Source organism: Endozoicomonas numazuensis (assembly GCF_000722635.1).
Lineage (GTDB): Bacteria > Pseudomonadota > Gammaproteobacteria > Pseudomonadales > Endozoicomonadaceae > Endozoicomonas_A > Endozoicomonas_A numazuensis.
This window is the reverse complement of record NZ_JOKH01000001.1, coordinates 930,638-950,483: the sequence shown is the minus strand read 5'-3', so window position 1 is coordinate 950,483 and position 19,846 is coordinate 930,638. Positions and strand designations below refer to the sequence as shown.

The window sequence follows — 19,846 nt, the reverse complement described above, 5'->3', positions numbered from 1 at the left end:
CGCACATTATGAATGTGCGACTCTGAATGTGCGACTCTGAATGTGCGACTCTGAATGTGCGACTCTGAATGTGCGACTCTGAATGTGCGACTCTGAATTTCTTGCGCTATTTTCAAGATTAATTCGATGGAATGTATTGTTCTGCATTCCATCGGCTGACAGCTTTCTTATCGGGTTTTGAAGTATGTCTGTGATCTGCGAAACAGTAATGAGTGTGGTGGGGTTCACTCCTGACAAACTTATTACACAGGCATGCTAGTTGTCGCTTCCTGACTGCTGTAGAGTAAGCATTATCCCGTATGATTTTCAGGAAAACGGATATCCAGAGTAGTAACAGGGGGATGAATATGGCCTTAAGAGCAAAACTATTATCGGCATTATTCAGTAGCTGTCTTCTGGCAGGGCCAGTCATGGCTGCTGATATTGAAAACACTGTGAGTAAAAAACCAGACTATGCCCTTCAACCTGAAGTGAAGGCGTTTATTGATGATCTGGTGAAAAATGAAAAATTCACTCGTAAAGAACTGCAGAGCGTTCTTGAGAAGGCAAATAAGTCTGACCGGGTTCTGGAGTTAATCAGTCGGCCTGCTGAGAAGCGGTTGGAGTGGAAAGATTATCGCAAGATTTTCATGACTCAGGAGCGAGTGGATCGAGGAGTCACCTTCTGGGACGCTCATAAAAAAACTCTGACGAGCGTTGAAAAAGATTATGGGGTTCCTGCTCATGTGATCGTGGCCATCATTGGTGTAGAAACTTACTATGGTCGACAGACCGGTGGGTTTAAGGTTTTAGATGCTCTTTCAACCCTGAGCTTCGATTACCCACCCCGCAGTAAGTTTTTTACTAAACAGCTGAAAGAGTTTCTGATTTTGGCGCGAGAGCAAAAACTGGATGTTTCCGAGCTCACCGGCTCCTATGCCGGGGCAATGGGGATTCCACAGTTCATGCCGTCGAGTTACAGAGCTTATGCTGTGGATTATACCGGTGACGGACAATCCAATATCTGGAAGCAAGAAGAAGACGCGATCGCCAGCGTAGCTAACTATCTGCGTGAAAATGGCTGGAAAGCCGGCAAACCAATTGTCAGTAAGGCCAAGGTCACAGGAACCAAGTATGAGAAGGCAGTGTCTGACTCAGTCAGGCCCAAGAAAACCCTGAAACAGCTGGAAGGTTCCGGTTGGCGGCCGGTTGCAGTATTGCCAGAGGCATCCAAGGCTGCAGCTATCAAGCTCGAAGGGGATAAGGGGCCTGAATATTGGTTGGGAATGCATAACTTTTACGTCATTACCACTTATAACCGCAGCAAGCTTTATGCAATGGCCGTGTATCAGCTGGCAAGAGACGTGAAATCCAGCTATAAAACATCAGTGCCAAAGTCTGGAAAGACAGTTGCTGAAAAGAAGTCTCTATAATCTGAGTTGAGTCTTATGATGATCTGGTCATAGATCACTGTGAGCTTAAAGGTTCTAGTAAGATGAACTAAGGTACCGTTTTTATGCGTCAGGCGTAAAAACGGTTTTCTTTTTTATATGTTTCAGATAATGGTTTGGGCGGGATTCTCAGGAACATTTTTAAAGCGTCATATTGTATGAAATTGATAATCAAAACAAAATCCATAGCAGGAAGCATTCTGGGGTTGGCCATTCTTCTGTTAAGTGGTTGTGTTACCGTTCAGGATGGCCCTCCCGAAAACAAGAAAGATGTCAGTCAGATCCCCGATGCTATTCCAGTCACTCATGATGGCAAGTTCAAGGACTCTCCCTACGAACTGAATGGGGTGACCTATACCCCTATGAAAAGCGCCAAAGGCTATCAGGAAGAAGGTGTGGCTTCATGGTATGGCACCAAGTTTCACGGTAAGCAGACGGCAAATGGTGAAGTGTATGATCTTTACGGTATGACCGCTGCACACAAAACGCTGCCATTGCCATCTTATGTCAAAGTTACCAATCAAAGAAATGGTAAATCTGTCGTATTAAGAGTCAATGATCGAGGTCCTTTCCATGGCGACAGGGTCATTGATCTTTCTTATGCAGCGGCTGTCAAACTGGGTTATGCCAATATTGGCGTGGCGGATGTACTGGTTGAAGGGATTGATGTTAAGTCTTTTGCCGCATCACAAAAAACCGGGAACGTTGAGTCTGGTTCTGAAGAAGACGATGGTCAGCAACTGTTTGTTCAGCTTGCTGCGCTGAAAAATTACCACAGTGCTCAAATGCTGCGTCGACAGGTAGCGGAAACGATAGGCAGTACGATCAAAGTGGTAAAAGGGGAAGAACAGCCAGACCCCTATTACCGTGTCCGAATTGGACCGGTTCAGACGCCTGAGCACCTGGAAAAACTGCTGGATAAGCTGGATGAAGGCGACTTTGATGTGCCCTATCTGGTTTATGAAGATGCTATCACAGAGTAGTCTGATTCTGTTTCCAAGTCAGTCAGGCTCAGGTCGCTACACTGATTTTGACTGACTTTAGATGAGCAGCCAGTGAATATATTACATTCTATTTTCACTGCGTCCCTTAAACTCATCGGCCGGGAACATTATAATGACCGGCAATAGAGAATTTCAGAGCTGATTTCTAAATGACCAAACGATTGAGTCCAGTCCACGCCAGCCGTGAGCGATTGAAAAGGGTTGCTGGGTGGGCGTCCATGCTGTTTATTCTGGCGACCGGAACAGTTCAGGCGAAGACAGGTGCCCTGATTCCTGCTCCACCCAAGATTGCTGCCAGTAGTTTTATTCTGATGGATGCAGGCAGCGGAGAGATTCTGGCTTCAGAGAATCCGGATCAAACCCAGCATCCAGCTAGTCTGACTAAAATGATGACAGCCTACATTGGTGAGATTGAGTTGGCTGCAGGTAATATCAGTCGGGATGACCAGGTTCTGGTCAGTGAAAAATCCTGGAAGATGAGTGGCTCAACTATGTTCCTGGAAGTCGGGGACAAGGTGCCGGTTCAGGAACTTCTGAAGGGTATTATTATCGTTTCTGGTAATGATGCCAGTGTGGCTCTGGCTGAACATGTTGCAGGGAGTGAAGATGCCTTTGCTCAGCTGATGAATAACACAGCCCGTAAGCTGGGGATGATCAACTCCCATTTTGTGAATGCTTCAGGCTGGCCAGCGGATGATCACTATTCCACCGCAAGGGATCTTGCGATACTGTCTCGCCATATTGTTCAGGATTACCCTGAATACTACGATCTTTACGCCCAGAAATACTATCAGTACGGTGTCGACAAAAAGAGTGGCAAGCCTCTGCGTCGTCAACCTAACCGAAACCGTCTGCTGTGGACCAACCCTTATGTTGACGGCCTGAAGACTGGCCATATTGCAGCGACGGGTTATGGGCTGGCTGCTACGGCAAAACGTGACGGTCGACGTTTGGTTACAGTAATTCTGGGTGCCAAGAGTGAAAAACAGCGCGCTGAAGAAGCTCAGAAACTACTGACCTATGGCTTCCGCTTTTTTGAAAACGTGGATGTCAAAAAAGGTGGTGTAACGCTTGAGACTGTTCCCGTTTGGAAAGGCAAGCAGGATAAAGTGAGCGTAGCGATCGATAAAGATCTGATCGTCACTGTACCCAGAGGTACCAGTAAAGATCTGAAGGCGACTCTGGATATTAATCCAATGATTAATGCGCCTATAGAAGCAGGACAGCAGCTGGGCACACTGAAAGTGACCATTAATGACGAGGTGATTAAAGAAGTGCCTCTGAGAGCTCAGTCTGCTGTAGAGCGCGGTGGTTTCTTCAAACGTCTGTGGGATAGTGTCAGGCTGTTCTTTAAAGGGTTGTTCTGATACGTCAGAAAGTACCCTGTGAGTGAAACAAAATACCTTCAGGTTCAATGAGCCTGAAGGTATTTCATTTATTGTCAGTGTATAGAGCCTTGAGCTTAAATAAATGACCGATCAAGAAGCGCCAAAAATTGAATTTCCCTGCGACTATGAGATTCGTATCGTAGGTAATGCCGCTCCGGACTTTCAGGAAGTTGTTTGCGCTATCGTCAAACAGCATGCTCCGGAATATGATGGCAATTTCCGCCTGAAAGAGAGCCGTACTGGCAAATACACGTCTGTCATGGTGACTATTATTGCAACCGGAGAGCCTCAGCTGAAAGCTATCTTCGAAGCCTTGAAAGCGACCGGTCGGGTACAGATGGTACTTTGATGAGGTACAGGCTCCGATGAAACTGAATATTCGCTATCTGGGCAGGCAGCCCTACGAACCAGTCTTTGAGGCCATGAAAGCATTCTCTGGACAAAGGGATGAGCAGACGGTTGATGAGCTCTGGTTTGTCGAGCACGATCCTGTTTTTACTCTGGGTCAGGCAGGTAAACCGGAACATGTTCTGGCTCCCGGTGACATTCCGGTAGTAAAGGTGGATCGTGGAGGGCAGGTAACCTACCACGGACCCGGACAGCTTGTGGTGTATCTTTTGCTGGATGTGCGCCGTTCAGGCAGTGGGCCCAGAAAAGTGGTATCCGCCATTGAGAATGCCATCATCAAAGTGCTCTCTGGTTATGGGATAAATGCTTGTGCCAGACCCGATGCGCCCGGTGTTTATATTGAAGGTGCGAAAATTGCGGCTCTTGGGCTTAGGTTCAGGCAGATGAAAAGTTATCATGGGCTGAGTTTCAATCTTGATATGGATCTGGAACCGTTTGCCCGTATCAATCCCTGTGGCTATGAAGGCTTGCAGGTAACCCAGCTCAGGGACTTTCATGAACCTGTGCAATGGGATGAAGTGAGTGATTGCTTACTTGAGTGCCTTATGGGGGAACTTGGGTATAATGAGGCTCAAACGGTAAAGGACGAAGTATTTTTTAATCAGGTTCATGCAACCTGATTAGGAAGCTTGTCTTCAGATCAAGTACAGGGTGGTGAATGACCATTAGTCCTGATTCACAAACGGCACACGCCGGTAATACTGACCAACATGGCTCTGACTCTATGAACGATAGCGACCTGATACCCACGGTTCAGATTCCGGCTGTTAATATTCAAAGCGGCGAAAAATTCGTCAATGAAAAAGGCATTACTGCCATCAAGAATGGCATTAAGGCCAGCAACCGCTCTGATGAAACCGTTCAGCCATTTATGCGTAAGCCTGAATGGTTAAGAATCAAACCCAAGTACGGCAGCAAGTTCAAAGAGGTTAAAGGCACAGTTCATGAACACAAACTGAGTACCGTTTGTGAAGAAGCCATGTGTCCGAACATTAATGAATGCTGGAGCTCTGGTACGGCCACCATAATGTTGATGGGCGATGTTTGCACCCGAGCCTGTCGCTTCTGTGCAGTAAATACAGGCAACCCTAAAGGTTGGCTCGACAAAGATGAGCCAGACCATACCGCTAACAGTGTAAAACTGATGAACCTGAAATACCTGGTTCTGACTTCTGTTAACCGGGATGACCTGGAAGATGGTGGTGCCGGTCATTATGCTGCAGTGGTTCAGCGTGTGAAAGAAGTGAATCCGGAGACCGATGTTGAAGCACTGACGCCAGACTTTCTCGGTGTACTGGCTGATGTGGAAACAGTGGTAGACAGTGGTATTGCCGTTTTTGCCCAGAATGTAGAAACCGTTAGACGACTGACACATCCTGTACGTGACCCTCGCGCCAGTTATGAGCAGACTCTGGATGTTCTGGCTCACTCCAAAAAGTACCGTCCTGATGTTTTGACCAAAACCAGCTTGATGCTGGGCCTGGGTGAAACAGAAGAAGAGATTATCGAAACTATGGATGATCTCAGGGCTATTAATTGCGATATTCTGACACTGGGTCAGTACCTGCAGCCCACTAAAAACCATTTACCTATTGATCGGTATGTGACACCTGAAGAGTTTGAGAAGTATCGTCAATGGGGCCTGGAAAGAGGCTTTGTAGAAGTCGTGGCCGGTGCTCTGGTTCGTTCCAGTTACCGTGCTGAGCAGGTACTGCAAAAGAACAATGTTGGTTTGGGTTAAGTCATACTATTAATGGCAGAAGTGCTTTATGATTGCCATATATAGAATATTATCCTGATCCAAAAACAAAACAGGCCACAACTAATCAGTGGCCTGTTTTATTTTTAAGCGGCAGAAGCTGTAGCTTTGGAATGTAATACCAATCGCACTTTCAAAATCCCCTACTGTGCAGCCATTTGAGTCCAATATTCTGTACGGCTATGACTCCTCACCCCGCCTTTATGCCCTGTGGGTATTGCCTATTGGACTCAAATGGCTTGCTCATAACGGGGTTTGAAAGTTTGATTGGTATAACTCCTGGCCAGTTCGGATTGTCTGAAAATCTATAATAGAAACGCTCTATCCACTGCATCAGGTTTGAGGTATTAAATTTGATTCCTCAGCCCCAGCTGATCAGGATGTGGATATAGATAAGTCTGTTCCTGAATGTATTCATTACCATGGTTTTCAATAAAGTGCCGTAACATGGCCATGGGGACTACTAGCGGTATGGTGCCTTGGCGATACTCTTCTACCAACTTGAGAAACTGGTTTCGTTCCTGGGTATCCACCGTCTTTTTAACATACCCAAGAATGTGTAGCATGGTATTGGTGTGCGATTTGCGGTTAGCTCGTTTCTTCAGGGTATTCATGAACCCTTCGAAGTATTGTTCCAGAAAAGATTCCAGCTCCATTTTGCCGCCTTCGGCAACCAGCCTGCCCAGAGCGGTATAGTCACTGGGGTTATGGGCCATGATCATGTACTTGTGAATAGAGTGGAAATTAACCACTGTCGCATGGCTGGGGTTTTTGAGTACTTCGTTATGCCACCGGTGATAGGCACAAACCCGGGTAAAGAAGTTTTCTCTTAAAACCGGATCATGAAGGCGACCTTCTTCTTCTACTGGCAGTAGGGGTTGTGATTTCATGAGTGCTTTGGCATAAGCACCGGCCGAGCTGACACCTGACGGTGTGCCATTTTTATGGTAGACCTTAACCCTTTCCATACCGCAGCTGGGCGATTTCTGCATCAGGATATAGCCGCTGATATCTGTCAATTCATTGGCTTTCTGGTTGCCATAATCTGTTAATTGATCGGTAACGTCTCTATCCGGATGGTCCGTACCGACAACCCGTACTTGATTAATATCGCCCACGAGACGAATGGGTTCTCGGGGAGTCCCCAGCCCAATGGCGACTTCCGGGCAAACAGGTTCAAAATGGAAGTACTGATTCAATGTGTTCATACAGAATGAAGATCGTTTATGTCCACCATCGTAGCGAACTTTCTGGCCCATAAGACAGGCACTGATACCCAGTTTGATGTCTTTTTCAGGTTCTGGAATAGAAACAATAGCCATTGGGCACTTCCTTTTTTATTTCTCTATTTTCAATGTAACTGCTTTAAGCGTAGCCGTATAACTTTGCTCAGGGCTGCTTCAGAGCTTTGAAAGCAGAGAGTACTTTTTCTCTGGATAGTTTGTGATCGATAATCGGTGTTGGATAATCGATATCATGAATATCGTATTGCCAGGGGGCATGAATCTCTTTGTTTCCCTGTTCTTTCAATTGAGGGAGCCATTGACGGATAAACTGTCCGCTGGCGTCGAATTTCTCAGATTGACTGACAGGGTTAAACATTCTGAAATAGGGGGCTGCGTCGGTTCCGGTACTGGCAGACCATTGCCAGCCACCGTTATTAGCAGATAAATCACCATCGATCAGATGTTGCATGAAGAATGCTTCTCCAAGGCGCCAGTCGATCATCAGATTTTTGGTCAGAAACATGGCTGTGACCATTCTTAAGCGGTTGTGCATCCAGCCGGTGTTAACCAGTTGTTTCATGGCTGCATCTACCAGGGGAAACCCCGTCTCACCGTTGCACCAGGCATTGAACGTTTTGTTATTTTGACTCCAGGGTAACCGCTCGGTCTCTGTGATAAATGCCTGACCTTTGGAGAGCCTGGGAAAACCGTGCAGTATATGTTTGTAGAATTCTCGCCAGATTAACTCGCTCATCCAGCATTGAAGACCGTCATTGCCTGAGTCCAGCTCGCCGTTATTAGCCTGGAGTGCAGCATAAAAGCACTGCCGCAGGGATATTACTCCTGAAACGAGGTAGGGGGACAGTGTGCTGGTCGCATCAATTGCCGGATAATCCCGTAACTTTTTATAGTCTATGGCGTGGAGTTCAATGAATGCTTTAAGGCGATCTCCTGCTTCTTCTTCGCCTGCCGGCCATCGTTGCGAAATCGCCTCTGCAGGTGAAAACAGATCCTTATAATCTACTTTTTCTACCTCAGGGAGGAGTACAGATTTCTGTTTCTCAGGTACCGGCAGTGGTTGTATCTGATGGGGCTCAATGGTTCGATATAAAGCCTTCCTGAACGGTGTGAAAACCTTGAAGTATTCACCCTTCCCATTCAGCAATTGACCCGGAGTAATCAGAGTCTGATCAGTGAAACGCTGGCATTCGAGATTTTTTTTTCTAAATAGTTGTTCAACACAAAGATCTCTGTGTTCCTCATTAAGACCGTGTTCGTTGTTGTAGCTTATTCCATCGCACTTGAGATTTTGAGCCAACTCTAAAAGCTGTTTTGCACAGTTTTCAAAGCGGTCGGGTTGAATAATGACCAATGGAATGCCCAGCTTATTCAGTGACTGCTCTAATTGATTCAGGTTCTGCATCCAGAACCAGAGCTTGTTAGGACTGTCATTGTGCTCAAGCCACTGATCCGGGCACAGACAATAGACGGCAACCACCTCATTTTTTGCTGCCGAGTGAAAAAGGGCCGGGTTGTCTCTTACTCTGAGATCGCTTCTGAACCAGACCAGTGTTCGACTCATAAAGCCATGAGCTGGACATCGAGCTCACCCCCGAAATAGCGAAATGGATGCGGTGCCTGATGGCGCTTGGTTTTCATAGTGAAGAGAGCCCTGAGTTTTATTCTGAACCTTTATATCGTATACGGTATTTGAGAGAAATTGGATCATGGCGGCTGACCATGCCATGAAGTGAGAGGGTAGCGTTTTTTCTGCCTATACTTCACGGCTTCACGAACAGCCTGTGTGGTGACTCCATGAGCAAAGCGAACGGTGGACTGACTGAAGAAGAGTTAAAATCTTTCTGGATGCCCTTCAGTACCAATCGTCTTTATAAGGCTGCTCCTCATTTCCTCAGAGAAGCCAGTGGACTTTACTTCAAGTCAGATAAAGGCCAGCGCGTTATGGATGCTGTCAGTGGGTTGTGGTGTTGCAGCCTGGGACATGGTCGGAAGGAAATTGCCCAGGCTGTTTATGAGCAGTTGTGTACGCTGGATTATGCGCCCAGCTATCAGCTTTCTCATGAACTTCCCTTTAAGTTGTCACGTCGTCTTTTGAATTATCTGCCAGATGATTTCAGTCAGGTCTTTTATGTTAACTCGGGTTCGGAAGCAGCAGAAACCGCGCTGAAAATGGCGCTGGCTTATCATCAGTTATCCGGAAAAACAGAAAAAGTGAGACTGATTGGTCGTGAGTTGGGTTATCACGGAGCAGGCTTTGGAGCGATCTCGGTGGGTGGTATACCCAATAATAGTCGTTTATTTCCCAATCAGCTGCAGTTTACCGATCGATTACCCGTTGCCAGAGGAGATAACCCTTTTATTAAAGGAGAACCGGAACGGGATGATACCCAGGCTGAAAAATTACTGGAACTGATTGAAAAATACTCGGCAGAGACCATCGCGGCGGTTATTGTTGAGCCGGTAAGCTGCTCGGGTGGAGTGCTGGTGCCTCCTGAAGGGTATCTGAAAAGATTGAGAGAAATTTGTACTGAGCATGACATTCTTCTGATCGTTGACGAAGTGATCTGTGCGCTGGGGCGACTGGGTCATCCCTTTTCCAGTGTTGAACGATTTGGTGTGATTCCGGATTTCATTACAACGGCCAAGTCTCTGGCGAATGGTGTGATTCCATTAGGCGCTGTTTTTGTTCGCTCTGGAATTTATGACGTGTTTTTGTCAAAGAGTGACACGCTGGTGGACTTCTTTCACGGATATACTTTTACAGCGAATCCTGCAGCCTGTGCCGCAGCAATGGCCTGTATGGATATCGCTGAAAGAGAAGGACTCTATTATCGGGCCTCAGAGCTTGAGTCGTACTGGGAGCAGGCTGTGCATAGCCTCAGAGGCTCACCCCATGTTAAGGATATTCGCAACCTTGGTCTGCTGGCAGGCATTGAATTAGTGCCAGCGCCTGGCGAGCTGCCAGGGTATAGAACCTGGCAGTTGTTTCGAAACTGTTTTGAAAAAGGTGTCTTAGTCCGAGCCAACGGTGAAGTACTGGCACTCTGCCCCCCTTTAATTATTGAAACATCTGATATTGATTACATTATCAATGTCTTATCGGATGAGCTGGGCAAGTTGAAATAGCCAGCTGAAATCACTGTCTATACTAGGAAGCTTATTTTCCAGCTTGGTTTCCGGTATGTCAGTCAGTCGTCAGAATTATATTGGTGGAGTGGGTAGAGATAGTGTCAGTGGAAGGGTTATAAAAGTCTTTAATCCGGCGACTGAAGATGAAAGTTGTCGTATACCAGACTCATCCAGGGAGGATATTGATCTGGCGGTTAAGGCAGCACAGAGCGCTCTGCCAGGCTGGTCTGCAACGCCACCGGTCAGTCGTAGCAGGGTTCTTATGAGGTTTCGAGAACTGCTGGAAAAAAATCGCAATGAGATCTCTGGGTTGATATCAGAGGAGCATGGTAAAACCAGAGAAGATGCCAGTGCCGAACTGAGCAGAGCTATTGATGTACTGGAGTTTGCCTGTGGTATTCCTCAGTTACTGAAAGGTGAACATTCCCATCATGCTTCCAGCAGTATCGATTGCTGGTCGATGATGTTACCTGTAGGTGTCTGTGCAGGGATTACCCCCTTCAACTTTCCGGCGATGGTTCCACTATGGATGGTTTCCATAGCCCTGGCCTGTGGCAATACATTTATTCTGAAACCTTCCGAGAAAGATCCCTCTGCCCCGGCGTTAATTTCTAAGTTACTGCAGGAGGCAGGGCTGCCTGATGGTGTTTTCAATCTTGTCCATGGTTCAGCCGACAGCGTCAATGCGATTCTGGATCATCCGGGGATTGGTGCTGTCAGTTTTGTGGGGTCGACTCCGGTGGCCAGGCATGTTTATGAAAGAGGTTCTGCTGCCGGTAAAAGGGTTCAGGCTCTTGGGGGAGCCAAGAATCACGCGGTAGTGCTGCCAGATGCTGATATGGATATGGTGGCTGAGCAGATCGCTGGAGCTGCTTATGGAAGTGCAGGAGAGCGCTGTATGGCTATCTCTGTGGTTGTCGCGGTAGGCGACGATGTAGGAGATCAGTTGGCTGACAGATTAAGCGAGCATGCTCGCAGCTTGAAAGTAGGGGCTTTTGATACACAGCCTGACCTGGGGCCTCTTATCACTATGGAGCATCGGGAAAAAGTGTTGGGTCTGGTGGATTCAGGCGTTAAGGAAGGCGCCCAATTATTGGTCGATGGACGGGAAGCTTTTTTTGATAAAGGTTATTTTCTTGCGCCCTGCCTGTTCGATGCCGTTGAGCCTGATATGGCAATATATCAGCAGGAAATCTTTGGGCCGGTTCTCTGTATTGTCAGAGTGTCTTCTTACCAGGATGCATTAGATCTCATAGCTGCAAACCCATACGGCAATGGTAGCGCAATATTCACCGGCTCTGGCAAGTTGGCTCAACATTTTTGTGAGCACGCAGACACCGGTATGGTAGGCGTGAATGTTCCGATTCCGGTGCCTGTGGCCTGGCACTGTTTTGGTGGTATCAAGCAATCCCTGTTTGGGCCATTGCATATGCATGGCCCGGATGGTGTACGTTTCTTTACCCGGATGAGAACCGTCAGTGCCCGCTGGCCAGAGAAGCTGACCGGGCAGCGAGAGGCGAATTTGAATATTCCTGAGGTTAAGTAGTCAGCAGGGGCCTTCGATCATGAGTCAATACATTGTCATTGTCTTGTACTTTCTGGGCTTAGGGCTACTGGGCTATCTGGCATCAAAGCGTTTACATGGACTGGATGACTTTTTTACGGGTGGCAAACGTCTGGGGTGTTGGGTAACAGCCCTTTCAACTCAGGCTACCGGTGAGTCAGCCTGGTTATTATTGGGGCTGACCGGGTTAGGGGCTCTTGTCGGTGTCAGTGCGTTCTGGGTGGTGTTGGGGGAGCTGGCAGGCGTTGGTACTGCCTGGTTTCTGATGGCATCGCCCTTTCATAAAGCCACTGAACGTTGTCAGGCTTTGACGACCACAGACTATTTACTCCATAGGTTTTCAAAATTCACCGATATTATCCGGTGTGTTTCTGTTACCGCTTTAGTGGTGTTCTGTACTATTTATGCCGCTGCTGAAATTGATGCAACAGGAGCTGTGCTGGAGCATGCGCTTGGATGGAATTATTACGCAGGCGTGTTAACCGGTTTTCTGATCGTGACTCTTTACTGTGCCTTTGGAGGATTTCTTGCTGTGGCCTGGACCGATAGTGTTCAGGGAGTCATGATGATGCTGGCGCTTCTATTGTTACCGCTGGCGGCCTGGTGGAGTATGAACTTACCAGAAGGGTTGTGGGTGGCAGTGGAAAGTATTGACCCTGCACTGCTTACGGCTCTTGGTCCCGGTGATCCGGTTATAAAAGGACTGGAAGTGATTGGGATGATTGCCATAGGTCTGGGGTTTATAGGAACACCTCATATCTTTACCCGGTTTCTGGCCGTCAAAAGTCATAAAGACATTCGTCATGGTCGATGGGTGGCTATTTTATATACTCTTTTGGCTGACTCTGCAGCTGTGCTGGCCGGGTTGCTAGGCAGGGTTCTGTATACCTCAGCAGAGCAAAATCCGCAGCAGGTGCTGGGGAACGGTGGTCAAAATGTACTGCCAATGATGACGGAGTCATTTTTCCCCATGTTTATCGTTGGCTTTTATATTGCTGCCATTCTGGCAGCAATTATGTCTACTTTTTCATCGCTCCTTTTGCAGGCTACAAGCAGTGTTACCTGTGACTGGCTGTATTTTCATCAAAGGCATCAGTTATCAGGCACTGAAGCCAAACAGCATTCCAGGAATATCACCTGGGCGCTGGCTCTGGTTGCGCTGCTGTTAGCCGTGACTGTCACTCGATTCTTGCCGGAGCATACAATCTTCTGGTTTGCTGTTTTTGGTATGTCTGGCATCACAGCAACCTTTTCTCCCATGATGCTTCTGGCTTTGTTTTGGCGTGGTTTTTCGTCTGCAGGAGCTTTAGCTGCAATGGTCTCCGGGGCCTTAATGATTCTGGTGGGTAAACTCTGGCTGCAGCAGCTGAATGAAGTAGGCATCTATTTTCAGGCACTGGAAACGCTGCCTTTGGCTTTTGTTGTTTCATTGTTCTCGGGCTGGGCTGCGAGCCTTATCTGGCCCGATGAAAGCCCCGTAATGGTTTCGGGATGATCGTTCTATTATCAATGAAGGCCGGGCTAAGTTGTGAAGATGATCACTTTTTCACGTAAACAAAACGCTACGATTTAGTAACAGTAGTCTTCGCTGGAAGTAGCGTATGATATCCTGCAGTTGCTGGTGGTTTTTCGATCAGTATGATTGTGAATACCCCGGATAAGATTCTCGCTGTCTTGAGGAAGTTAAAGTCAATCTGAAATGGATTGAGCCTCGGTCAGGCTCCAGGCCGGCCAGGCCAACAGAATAACATTATGTTTTTAGATCAATATTGTACTGAGCTGGAAAATAGCCAATTCTCTTTTACTCGTCAGCAGTCCAGTGATTTTGCCAAGAATATCGCCAATGACTTTAATCCGCTGCACGATGTGGACACCAAGAAGTTTTGTGTGCCTGGTGACCTCCTGTTTGCCAAAGTCTTAAGCTCGGAAGGGCTGTATCCCAACATGAGGGTGACCTTCAGTGGGATGGTGAGTGACGGGGTAGCTCTGTCAATCACAGACGCAGAAAAGGGGGACAAGGTTATCTGTGATCAGAATGAGAAAGAGTATCTCAGAGTCGAGCACAGCGGTGAGCAAAGTAATGATGCCGATCTGATTACAAAGCTGGTCAAAGCTTATGTAGCTTTCTCGGGTAAAAACTTCCCCCATGTGCTGGTGCCATTGATGAAAGAGAAGAATGTCATGATCAATGTCGCACGCCCTCTGGTCATCTATGAAACCATGTCGGTTCATCTGGAAACAGTGGATCTGCAAAATCCGGTGATAGAAGCTTCCCAGTCTTACCTTGAAGTGAATGGCAAACGCGGTAATGTCACTCTGGGCTTTATCTTCAAAGATGGAGGTAAAGTGGTTGGAGAAGGCAAGAAAACCATGGTTCTGGCCAACCTTCGCGAGTACGATCAGTCTACCATCGACAGCCTGGTCGACGAGTACAATCGTCGCCGGATGGAGTATGCCGCTTAAGATCGGCGTATTTTCATCCTAAATAGCCTATCGGGAGCCTATTCGGCTCCTTCCATTCTGTTATACTCCCGAATCCTTCACGGAAGACATTAGAGAGCCTGTCTGGAAAATAATGGATCGGTTAAAATCCAGAAAGAACAGTTTAGGAGCCTGACCGAGAATAGACAGCCCGGCCTAAAACCCAGAAAGAACGGCCATCTTTTCCACTGAATTTGCTTAAATAGGTCAACTATTCGCACAAATCCAGTGAAAAAGCTGACTCGTTCTACTGAGTTTTATGCTCGGACGCTATTCTCGGTCAGGCTCCTGGTTATTCGATCAATTCGACAGAATAGACGCGCTATTCCCACAAAGTTGATCGAGCAATATGACTCGTTCCAGTGAATTTTAATCTCGAATCCTTGTGTTCAGACAGCTTCTCAAGCTTCAGGATCAGAACCAGAGAATAGCCGAAAAGAAAGGACAGAGAGTCATGCCTGCATACCGTTCAAGAACTTCGACCCACGGTCGTAATATGGCTGGTGCCCGGTCGCTTTGGCGCGCTACGGGTATGAAGGATGACGACTTCAAAAAGCCTATTATTGCTGTTGCCAACTCCTTTACCCAGTTTGTTCCCGGTCATGTTCATCTTAAAGACATGGGTCAGCTGGTTGCCAGAGAAATTGAAAAGCACGGCGGTGTAGCGAAAGAATTCAATACCATCGCCGTCGATGATGGCATTGCGATGGGGCATGATGGCATGCTCTACTCCCTCCCCAGTCGCGATATCATTGCAGACTCCGTTGAGTACATGGTAAATGCTCATACTGCTGATGCATTGGTCTGCATTTCTAACTGCGACAAGATTACTCCGGGAATGCTGAATGCAGCCATGAGGCTGAATATTCCGGTCATTTTTGTTTCTGGCGGCCCCATGGAAGCAGGCAAGACCAAGCTGGCCCAGCATGGCCTGGATCTGGTGGACGCCATGGTCATCGCAGCTTCTGATGCTGATGATGAAACAGTGGCTGAGTATGAACGTTCTGCCTGCCCAACCTGTGGTTCCTGCTCCGGTATGTTTACCGCCAATTCCATGAACTGTCTGACTGAAGCTTTAGGTTTGTCGCTGCCAGGCAATGGTTCCATGCTGGCGACCCATGCAGATCGAAAAGCGCTGTTTTTGGAAGCAGGGCGCAGAATTGTAGACATTACCAAACGTTATTATGAGCAGGATGACGAATCGGTTCTGCCTCGTTCTATTGCCAGTTTCCAGGCTTTTGAGAATGCCATGTGCCTGGACATTGCGATGGGCGGTTCCACCAATACCATTCTCCATCTGTTGGCTGCTGCACAGGAAGCGGGCACCCCGTTTACTCTGGAAAATATTGATGCCTTGTCTCGTAAGGTGCCACAGCTGTGTAAGGTAGCTCCGAACATTCAGAAATACCATATGGAAGACGTTCATCGTGCCGGAGGTGTGTTCGGTATATTGGGAGAGCTGGATCGAGCCGGACTGCTACACAATGAACTGCCAACTGTTCATAGTGCGTCAATGAAAGAGGCCCTTAATCGTTGGGATATCAAGCTGACAGACGATGAAGCAGTAAAAACTTTCTATCGGGCTGGTCCAGCCGGTATTCGCACGACAGAAGCCTTCAGTCAGGAGACGCGCTGGCCAACTCTGGATGATGATCGTGAGAATGGCTGCATTCACTCTCTTGAACATGCTTATAGCGAAGAAGGTGGTCTGGCCGTCCTGACCGGTAATATTGCTGTAGATGGTTGCGTTGTTAAAACCTCCGGCGTTGATGAAAGTATTTTGGTGTTTGAAGGTCCTGCTCACATCTGTGAAAGTCAGGAAGGTGCGGTCAGTGATGTTCTTGAAGGTCGTGTAAAGGCCGGTGACGTCGTCATCATTCGCTACGAAGGCCCACGTGGTGGTCCTGGCATGCAGGAAATGCTCTACCCAACCAGCTATCTGAAGTCCAAAGGTCTTGGCAAAGAGTGTGCTTTGTTAACTGACGGTCGTTTTTCTGGTGGTACATCAGGCCTTTCCATCGGTCATGCTTCTCCTGAAGCGGCTGCTGGAGGCAACATTGGTCTGGTTGAGCAAGGCGATATCATTCGTATTGATATTCCTAATCGTACGATCGATGTCAAACTGTCCGATGAAGAGCTTTCTTCACGCCGAAAAGCTATGGAAGCTAAAGGGAAGGATGCCTGGAAGCCTGTAGCAGCTCGTCCACGTAAAGTTTCTGCAGCATTGAAAGCCTATGCTGCTATGGTAACTAGTGCCGATAAAGGCGCTATCAGAGACGTGTCACTTCTCGACTGAGAGTGACTGATGAATGACAGGCCTGACAGGGTCTGTCATTCAACTCTTAAAAAGTTTCCCGCCTATTTACATTTCTTGTTCGATAACGAAAAGTTTGCATTCTTGATATAGAAAGAAGGCTTCTTCGAGCAGTCACCGAGCTCTATAGTGGCTCCCCATTGTTTGATGTATGAGTCCTTTGCAACAAACAATTGTCCCAGTTCCACTTCATCATTATTTTCATTAATGTAAGAAACAATACAGACCTGGCTTAGATCGTAGGTCACAGAGGGTTTCCATTGGCTGGAGTGAGGAGGGAATGTCTGGTATTTGTCGTGCAGGTGACCCTGTGCATCCGAGCTTTTGTGAGCTATTTAAGTGACTTAAACCGTACTTGTAAGAAGATCACTTACTTATAGTGCGGTAAATCAGTTCATTTAGCTGTTCTCAGCGTTTATCGTATAACCTCACAATATCTTTTGGGGCTATTGATAGTATGACTATCGTTGAGCAAATAACAGACTGGGTAAACCAGTCAGATAAAGCTGGTTGGTGGCGCTTCACAATTAGAAAAGCGTTGGAGCTGGGAGAGCTGAGCCAGGCTGACTATGAGGAAATCTTCCAAGTAGCCAAGATGGAGTTCGGACTCATTGAGAAGGAGGCGGATTTTGAGGCCAAGGTATCTCCAGTACAACCTACGGGGTTTGGGGCAGAAGAGAAGGCGTATAACATAACGTCTATCAGTCAAGTCGCCAATGTATCCTCGTTATCGTCAGACCAGATAATACAGTTCAATCCTACGGGCATTACTGTTGTCTATGGAGATAACGGCGTAGGCAAATCCAGCTACGCAAAGATTTTGAAGAATGCCTGTCTGACCAGAGGCGATGCTCCTGATGTAATACCCAATGTGTTTACTGGGGCTACTGGTACACCCTCTGCGGTTCTTGAGGTCGAGTCGGAAGGGACTACCCAGCCTCTGACATGGGAGAAAGGGGGCGAGCCACACACACCACTTAAGTCTATTCGGGTGTTTGACTCTCACTCCTCGGTTCACTACCTATCAAAGCAAGACTCTATTGATTACAAGCCTGCTGCCTTGATGCTGCTTGATGAGTTACTTAGTGCTGCCTCGTATATCAGCCAGAAGTGTACTTCAGATGTAGCAGGGTTGCGGAGCTCTCTTGTTTTCCCTCAAATGTATCCCGAAACAGCGGCAAACTCTCTGGCAACAACTATCAGCAGCAAAACGACTGCCGAACAGGTTCAAGCCCACTGCGCCGAAGATACTGAAGTTGGGGTTCTGAAAACTCTACAGCATGAACACCAAGAGCTTTCCACCAATACCCCGGAGGTACTGAGAAAGAGATACCAAGGCAGGCGTAAGAGCCTTGAGTCGTTCCGGGACTTCCTACAGGGGCTTAATAGTAAACTGGGCGACGCTGCGGTGAAGGGTTACGAGCAGCTCCACCAGCAGTCTATAGCAACCCGGCAGGCTTCTAACAGGTTGGGAGAAGAGACCTTTACAGGCTTGCCGGTTGATAAGATTGGCTCCCATGAGTGGCAGATAATGTGGAGGGCTGTTGAGACTTTCGTTAAGAATGTACGTCCTGATGGAGCCTTTCCACCAAAAGAGGGTGAGGCCTGCCCTACTTGCCTTCAGGTTATAGGTGAAGAGTCTTCGGCAAGGCTGGAGTCGTTCCACCATTATTTGAAGAATGAAATACACCGGGAAGCAACGAAAGCAGACAAGGCTTTTAAGGATTCGCAAACCTCTATCAAGGCCGTCAACACTGATACAACGCCATACCTTGCCGTCTTGGAACTTGTTGGCGGCTTCAGTGCCGAACTACGGGGTAAGCTGGATTCTCTGGTAGCGGCTTTTGTTGCCCGTAAGGAAGGACTTCTCGGGAGTACTTCAAACTTCAGCTATACAGAGCTAGACCTGAAGCCCCTCGAGTGGTTTAACGCTCAAATCCAGTCCCTGACTGAGAAAGAGGCAGGAGTGAAAGACAATGAAGCTCAGGCCAAAGCAATAGCCGATAAGATTAAGGCTATTCGGGAAATCGAAGACCGTCTTAAGATTCGGGAGTATAAACCAGCGATTCTTGATGAGATTCGTAAGGCGAAGCTCAGGGACAAGTACGGCAAACTATCTGGTACTACTGCTGGTGGCGGGATTACTCGTAAGAGCACTGAAATAAGTACCTCCAGCTCCATCGGGCAAATACATCAGTACTTCCTTGAGGAGCTGCGTAAGCTTGGCTTCAAGAATTACGATGTTGAAGCGGCTACCAAAGGGTCTAGAGGTAGGCAGATGTTGAGCCTCAAGCTCTCTGGAAATGGTAGCAAGCTGCTTGATATTGCCAGTGAGGGAGAACAGAAATGTATTTCCCTTGCTGGGTTTATGGCTGAGCTGCGGGTAGATAATAGAAAGTCTGCCGTGGTCTTTGATGACCCTGTGAACTCCCTTGACCATAAGTACAGAGAGAAGTTCGCTAAACGTATTTGTGCTGAGTCCCAGCACAGACAGGTAATCGTACTAACTCATGACTTACCGTTCCTGCTGATGCTTCAGGAGGTTGCCGGTGAAGTAAATACTCTTGCCTTGACCAGAAACCCTACTACTACTGGGTTGCTGCTTGACCGTCCGCCTTGGGATTCTATGAAGACTGATAAGCGAATCAAGGCTCTTAAAGCACGGCTGCCCGGTTTGAAAAAGCTGTTCAATGAAAATGAAGAGGAGTATAGGGTTCAAGCACGTACTACATACCTTGATATGCGTAAGGCTTGGGAGAGGCTGATTGAGGAGTGGCTTATTAGAGGAATCGTTGCTCGCTTTGGCCGTGAAATAAAGTCTACCAATGCCAGATATCTTGTAGATACACAGCAGGAAGATGTAGATACCATTAACGCCGCTATGGATAAATGTAGCAGTTGCTGCCATGACACAGCCAGCGAGCTTGGGGCTACCTACCCCGATGTAGATGAACTGGAGCAGGATATTTCTGCTTTCGAGGAGTATTTCGACAGTCTCAAAAAACGCAGAAATGCTGCTAACTGATATGAGGTGAAGGCAGAGCTTACACTGCCTTATTCCAGTGGCGTTTAACTGTAGGCAGGCTGATTGATAATCGGGCTGCCACTCCTTCTTGCTTTAC

General features: G+C 47.5%; 15 protein-coding genes. 12 read left to right on the top strand and 3 right to left on the bottom strand.

The window, feature by feature from the left end; translation table 11 throughout:
* Positions 1-347 precede the first annotated feature (347 nt).
* The 6 genes from mltB (at position 348) to lipA (ending at position 5,971) form a co-directional block, all read left to right on the top strand.
* Positions 348-1,412 (top strand): lytic murein transglycosylase B, encoded by a 1,065-nt coding sequence (mltB, locus tag GZ78_RS04290; RefSeq protein ID WP_236631472.1) that lies wholly within the window; start codon positions 348-350, stop codon positions 1,410-1,412.
* A gap of 176 nt (positions 1,413-1,588) precedes the next feature.
* A complete protein-coding gene (locus tag GZ78_RS30585) occupies positions 1,589-2,413 on the top strand; it encodes a septal ring lytic transglycosylase RlpA family protein (RefSeq protein WP_051785804.1) in 825 nt (274 codons plus the stop codon).
* A gap of 170 nt (positions 2,414-2,583) precedes the next feature.
* The gene (locus GZ78_RS04280; protein WP_051785803.1) at positions 2,584-3,801 is read left to right on the top strand and encodes a D-alanyl-D-alanine carboxypeptidase family protein; all 1,218 of its coding nucleotides are present in this window, start codon (positions 2,584-2,586) and stop codon (positions 3,799-3,801) included.
* A 103-nt stretch (positions 3,802-3,904) separates the two neighbouring features.
* Positions 3,905-4,171: an HP0495 family protein gene (locus tag GZ78_RS04275; RefSeq protein WP_034833033.1), complete on the top strand. Its 267-nt coding sequence runs from the start codon at positions 3,905-3,907 to the stop codon at positions 4,169-4,171.
* 16 nt (positions 4,172-4,187) lie between these two features.
* On the top strand, positions 4,188-4,850 hold the full coding sequence (lipB, locus tag GZ78_RS04270) for a lipoyl(octanoyl) transferase LipB (RefSeq protein ID WP_051785802.1): 663 nt from the start codon (positions 4,188-4,190) through the stop codon (positions 4,848-4,850).
* A 104-nt stretch (positions 4,851-4,954) separates the two neighbouring features.
* A complete protein-coding gene (gene lipA / locus GZ78_RS04265) occupies positions 4,955-5,971 on the top strand; it encodes a lipoyl synthase (RefSeq protein ID WP_034834145.1) in 1,017 nt (338 codons plus the stop codon).
* A gap of 365 nt (positions 5,972-6,336) precedes the next feature.
* Here the strand turns inward: lipA and GZ78_RS04260 are convergent, their stop codons facing one another.
* Together GZ78_RS04260 and phrB are read right to left on the bottom strand one after the other, a co-directional pair.
* Entirely contained in the window at positions 6,337-7,311 is a 975-nt protein-coding gene (locus tag GZ78_RS04260) for a YbgA family protein (protein ID WP_034833030.1), read from the bottom strand.
* A 67-nt stretch (positions 7,312-7,378) separates the two neighbouring features.
* On the bottom strand, positions 7,379-8,797 hold the full coding sequence (phrB, locus tag GZ78_RS04255) for a deoxyribodipyrimidine photo-lyase (RefSeq protein ID WP_034833028.1): 1,419 nt from the start codon (positions 8,795-8,797) through the stop codon (positions 7,379-7,381).
* 233 nt (positions 8,798-9,030) lie between these two features.
* On the opposite strand from phrB, the gene GZ78_RS04250 reads away from it, so the two are divergent.
* The 5 genes from GZ78_RS04250 to ilvD all read left to right on the top strand — a co-directional run bounded on the left by GZ78_RS04250 (position 9,031) and on the right by ilvD (position 16,706).
* Entirely contained in the window at positions 9,031-10,362 is a 1,332-nt protein-coding gene (locus tag GZ78_RS04250; protein WP_034833025.1) for an aminotransferase class III-fold pyridoxal phosphate-dependent enzyme, read from the top strand.
* 55 nt (positions 10,363-10,417) lie between these two features.
* Positions 10,418-11,911, top strand: coding sequence for a CoA-acylating methylmalonate-semialdehyde dehydrogenase (locus tag GZ78_RS04245; RefSeq protein ID WP_034833023.1), 1,494 nt, complete (start codon positions 10,418-10,420; stop codon positions 11,909-11,911).
* A 19-nt stretch (positions 11,912-11,930) separates the two neighbouring features.
* A complete protein-coding gene (locus GZ78_RS04240) occupies positions 11,931-13,424 on the top strand; it encodes a sodium:solute symporter family transporter (protein ID WP_034833021.1) in 1,494 nt (497 codons plus the stop codon).
* A 257-nt stretch (positions 13,425-13,681) separates the two neighbouring features.
* A complete protein-coding gene (locus GZ78_RS04235; protein ID WP_034833019.1) occupies positions 13,682-14,392 on the top strand; it encodes a DUF3581 family protein in 711 nt (236 codons plus the stop codon).
* Between the two features lie 472 nt (positions 14,393-14,864).
* Positions 14,865-16,706: a dihydroxy-acid dehydratase gene (gene ilvD, locus GZ78_RS04230; protein WP_034834144.1), complete on the top strand. Its 1,842-nt coding sequence runs from the start codon at positions 14,865-14,867 to the stop codon at positions 16,704-16,706.
* A 62-nt stretch (positions 16,707-16,768) separates the two neighbouring features.
* On the opposite strand, the gene GZ78_RS28735 is transcribed toward ilvD, so the two are convergent.
* Positions 16,769-16,972, bottom strand: a complete 204-nt coding sequence (locus tag GZ78_RS28735; RefSeq protein WP_152558544.1) for a hypothetical protein — start codon at positions 16,970-16,972, stop codon at positions 16,769-16,771.
* 209 nt (positions 16,973-17,181) lie between these two features.
* On the opposite strand from GZ78_RS28735, the gene GZ78_RS04225 reads away from it, so the two are divergent.
* A complete protein-coding gene (locus tag GZ78_RS04225; RefSeq protein ID WP_034833015.1) occupies positions 17,182-19,749 on the top strand; it encodes an AAA family ATPase in 2,568 nt (855 codons plus the stop codon).
* Positions 19,750-19,846: the final 97 nt, after the last annotated feature.

Excerpts from the sequence above, each read along its gene's own strand:
- phrB (WP_034833028.1), bottom strand. The coding sequence starts at position 8,797 with ATGAGTCGAACACTGGTCTGGTTCAGAAGCGATCTCAGAGTAAGAGAC.
- GZ78_RS04250 (WP_034833025.1), top strand. The coding sequence starts at position 9,031 with ATGAGCAAAGCGAACGGTGGACTGACTGAAGAAGAGTTAAAATCTTTC.
- ilvD (WP_034834144.1), top strand. The coding sequence starts at position 14,865 with ATGCCTGCATACCGTTCAAGAACTTCGACCCACGGTCGTAATATGGCT.
- GZ78_RS04275 (WP_034833033.1), top strand. The coding sequence starts at position 3,905 with ATGACCGATCAAGAAGCGCCAAAAATTGAATTTCCCTGCGACTATGAG.
- lipA (WP_034834145.1), top strand. The coding sequence starts at position 4,955 with ATGAACGATAGCGACCTGATACCCACGGTTCAGATTCCGGCTGTTAAT.
- GZ78_RS04245 (WP_034833023.1), top strand. The coding sequence starts at position 10,418 with ATGTCAGTCAGTCGTCAGAATTATATTGGTGGAGTGGGTAGAGATAGT.
- GZ78_RS04240 (WP_034833021.1), top strand. The coding sequence starts at position 11,931 with ATGAGTCAATACATTGTCATTGTCTTGTACTTTCTGGGCTTAGGGCTA.
- lipB (WP_051785802.1), top strand. The coding sequence starts at position 4,188 with ATGAAACTGAATATTCGCTATCTGGGCAGGCAGCCCTACGAACCAGTC.
- mltB (WP_236631472.1), top strand. The coding sequence starts at position 348 with ATGGCCTTAAGAGCAAAACTATTATCGGCATTATTCAGTAGCTGTCTT.
- GZ78_RS04280 (WP_051785803.1), top strand. The coding sequence starts at position 2,584 with ATGACCAAACGATTGAGTCCAGTCCACGCCAGCCGTGAGCGATTGAAA.
- GZ78_RS30585 (WP_051785804.1), top strand. The coding sequence starts at position 1,589 with ATGAAATTGATAATCAAAACAAAATCCATAGCAGGAAGCATTCTGGGG.
- GZ78_RS04235 (WP_034833019.1), top strand. The coding sequence starts at position 13,682 with ATGTTTTTAGATCAATATTGTACTGAGCTGGAAAATAGCCAATTCTCT.
- GZ78_RS04260 (WP_034833030.1), bottom strand. The coding sequence starts at position 7,311 with ATGGCTATTGTTTCTATTCCAGAACCTGAAAAAGACATCAAACTGGGT.
- GZ78_RS04225 (WP_034833015.1), top strand. The coding sequence starts at position 17,182 with ATGACTATCGTTGAGCAAATAACAGACTGGGTAAACCAGTCAGATAAA.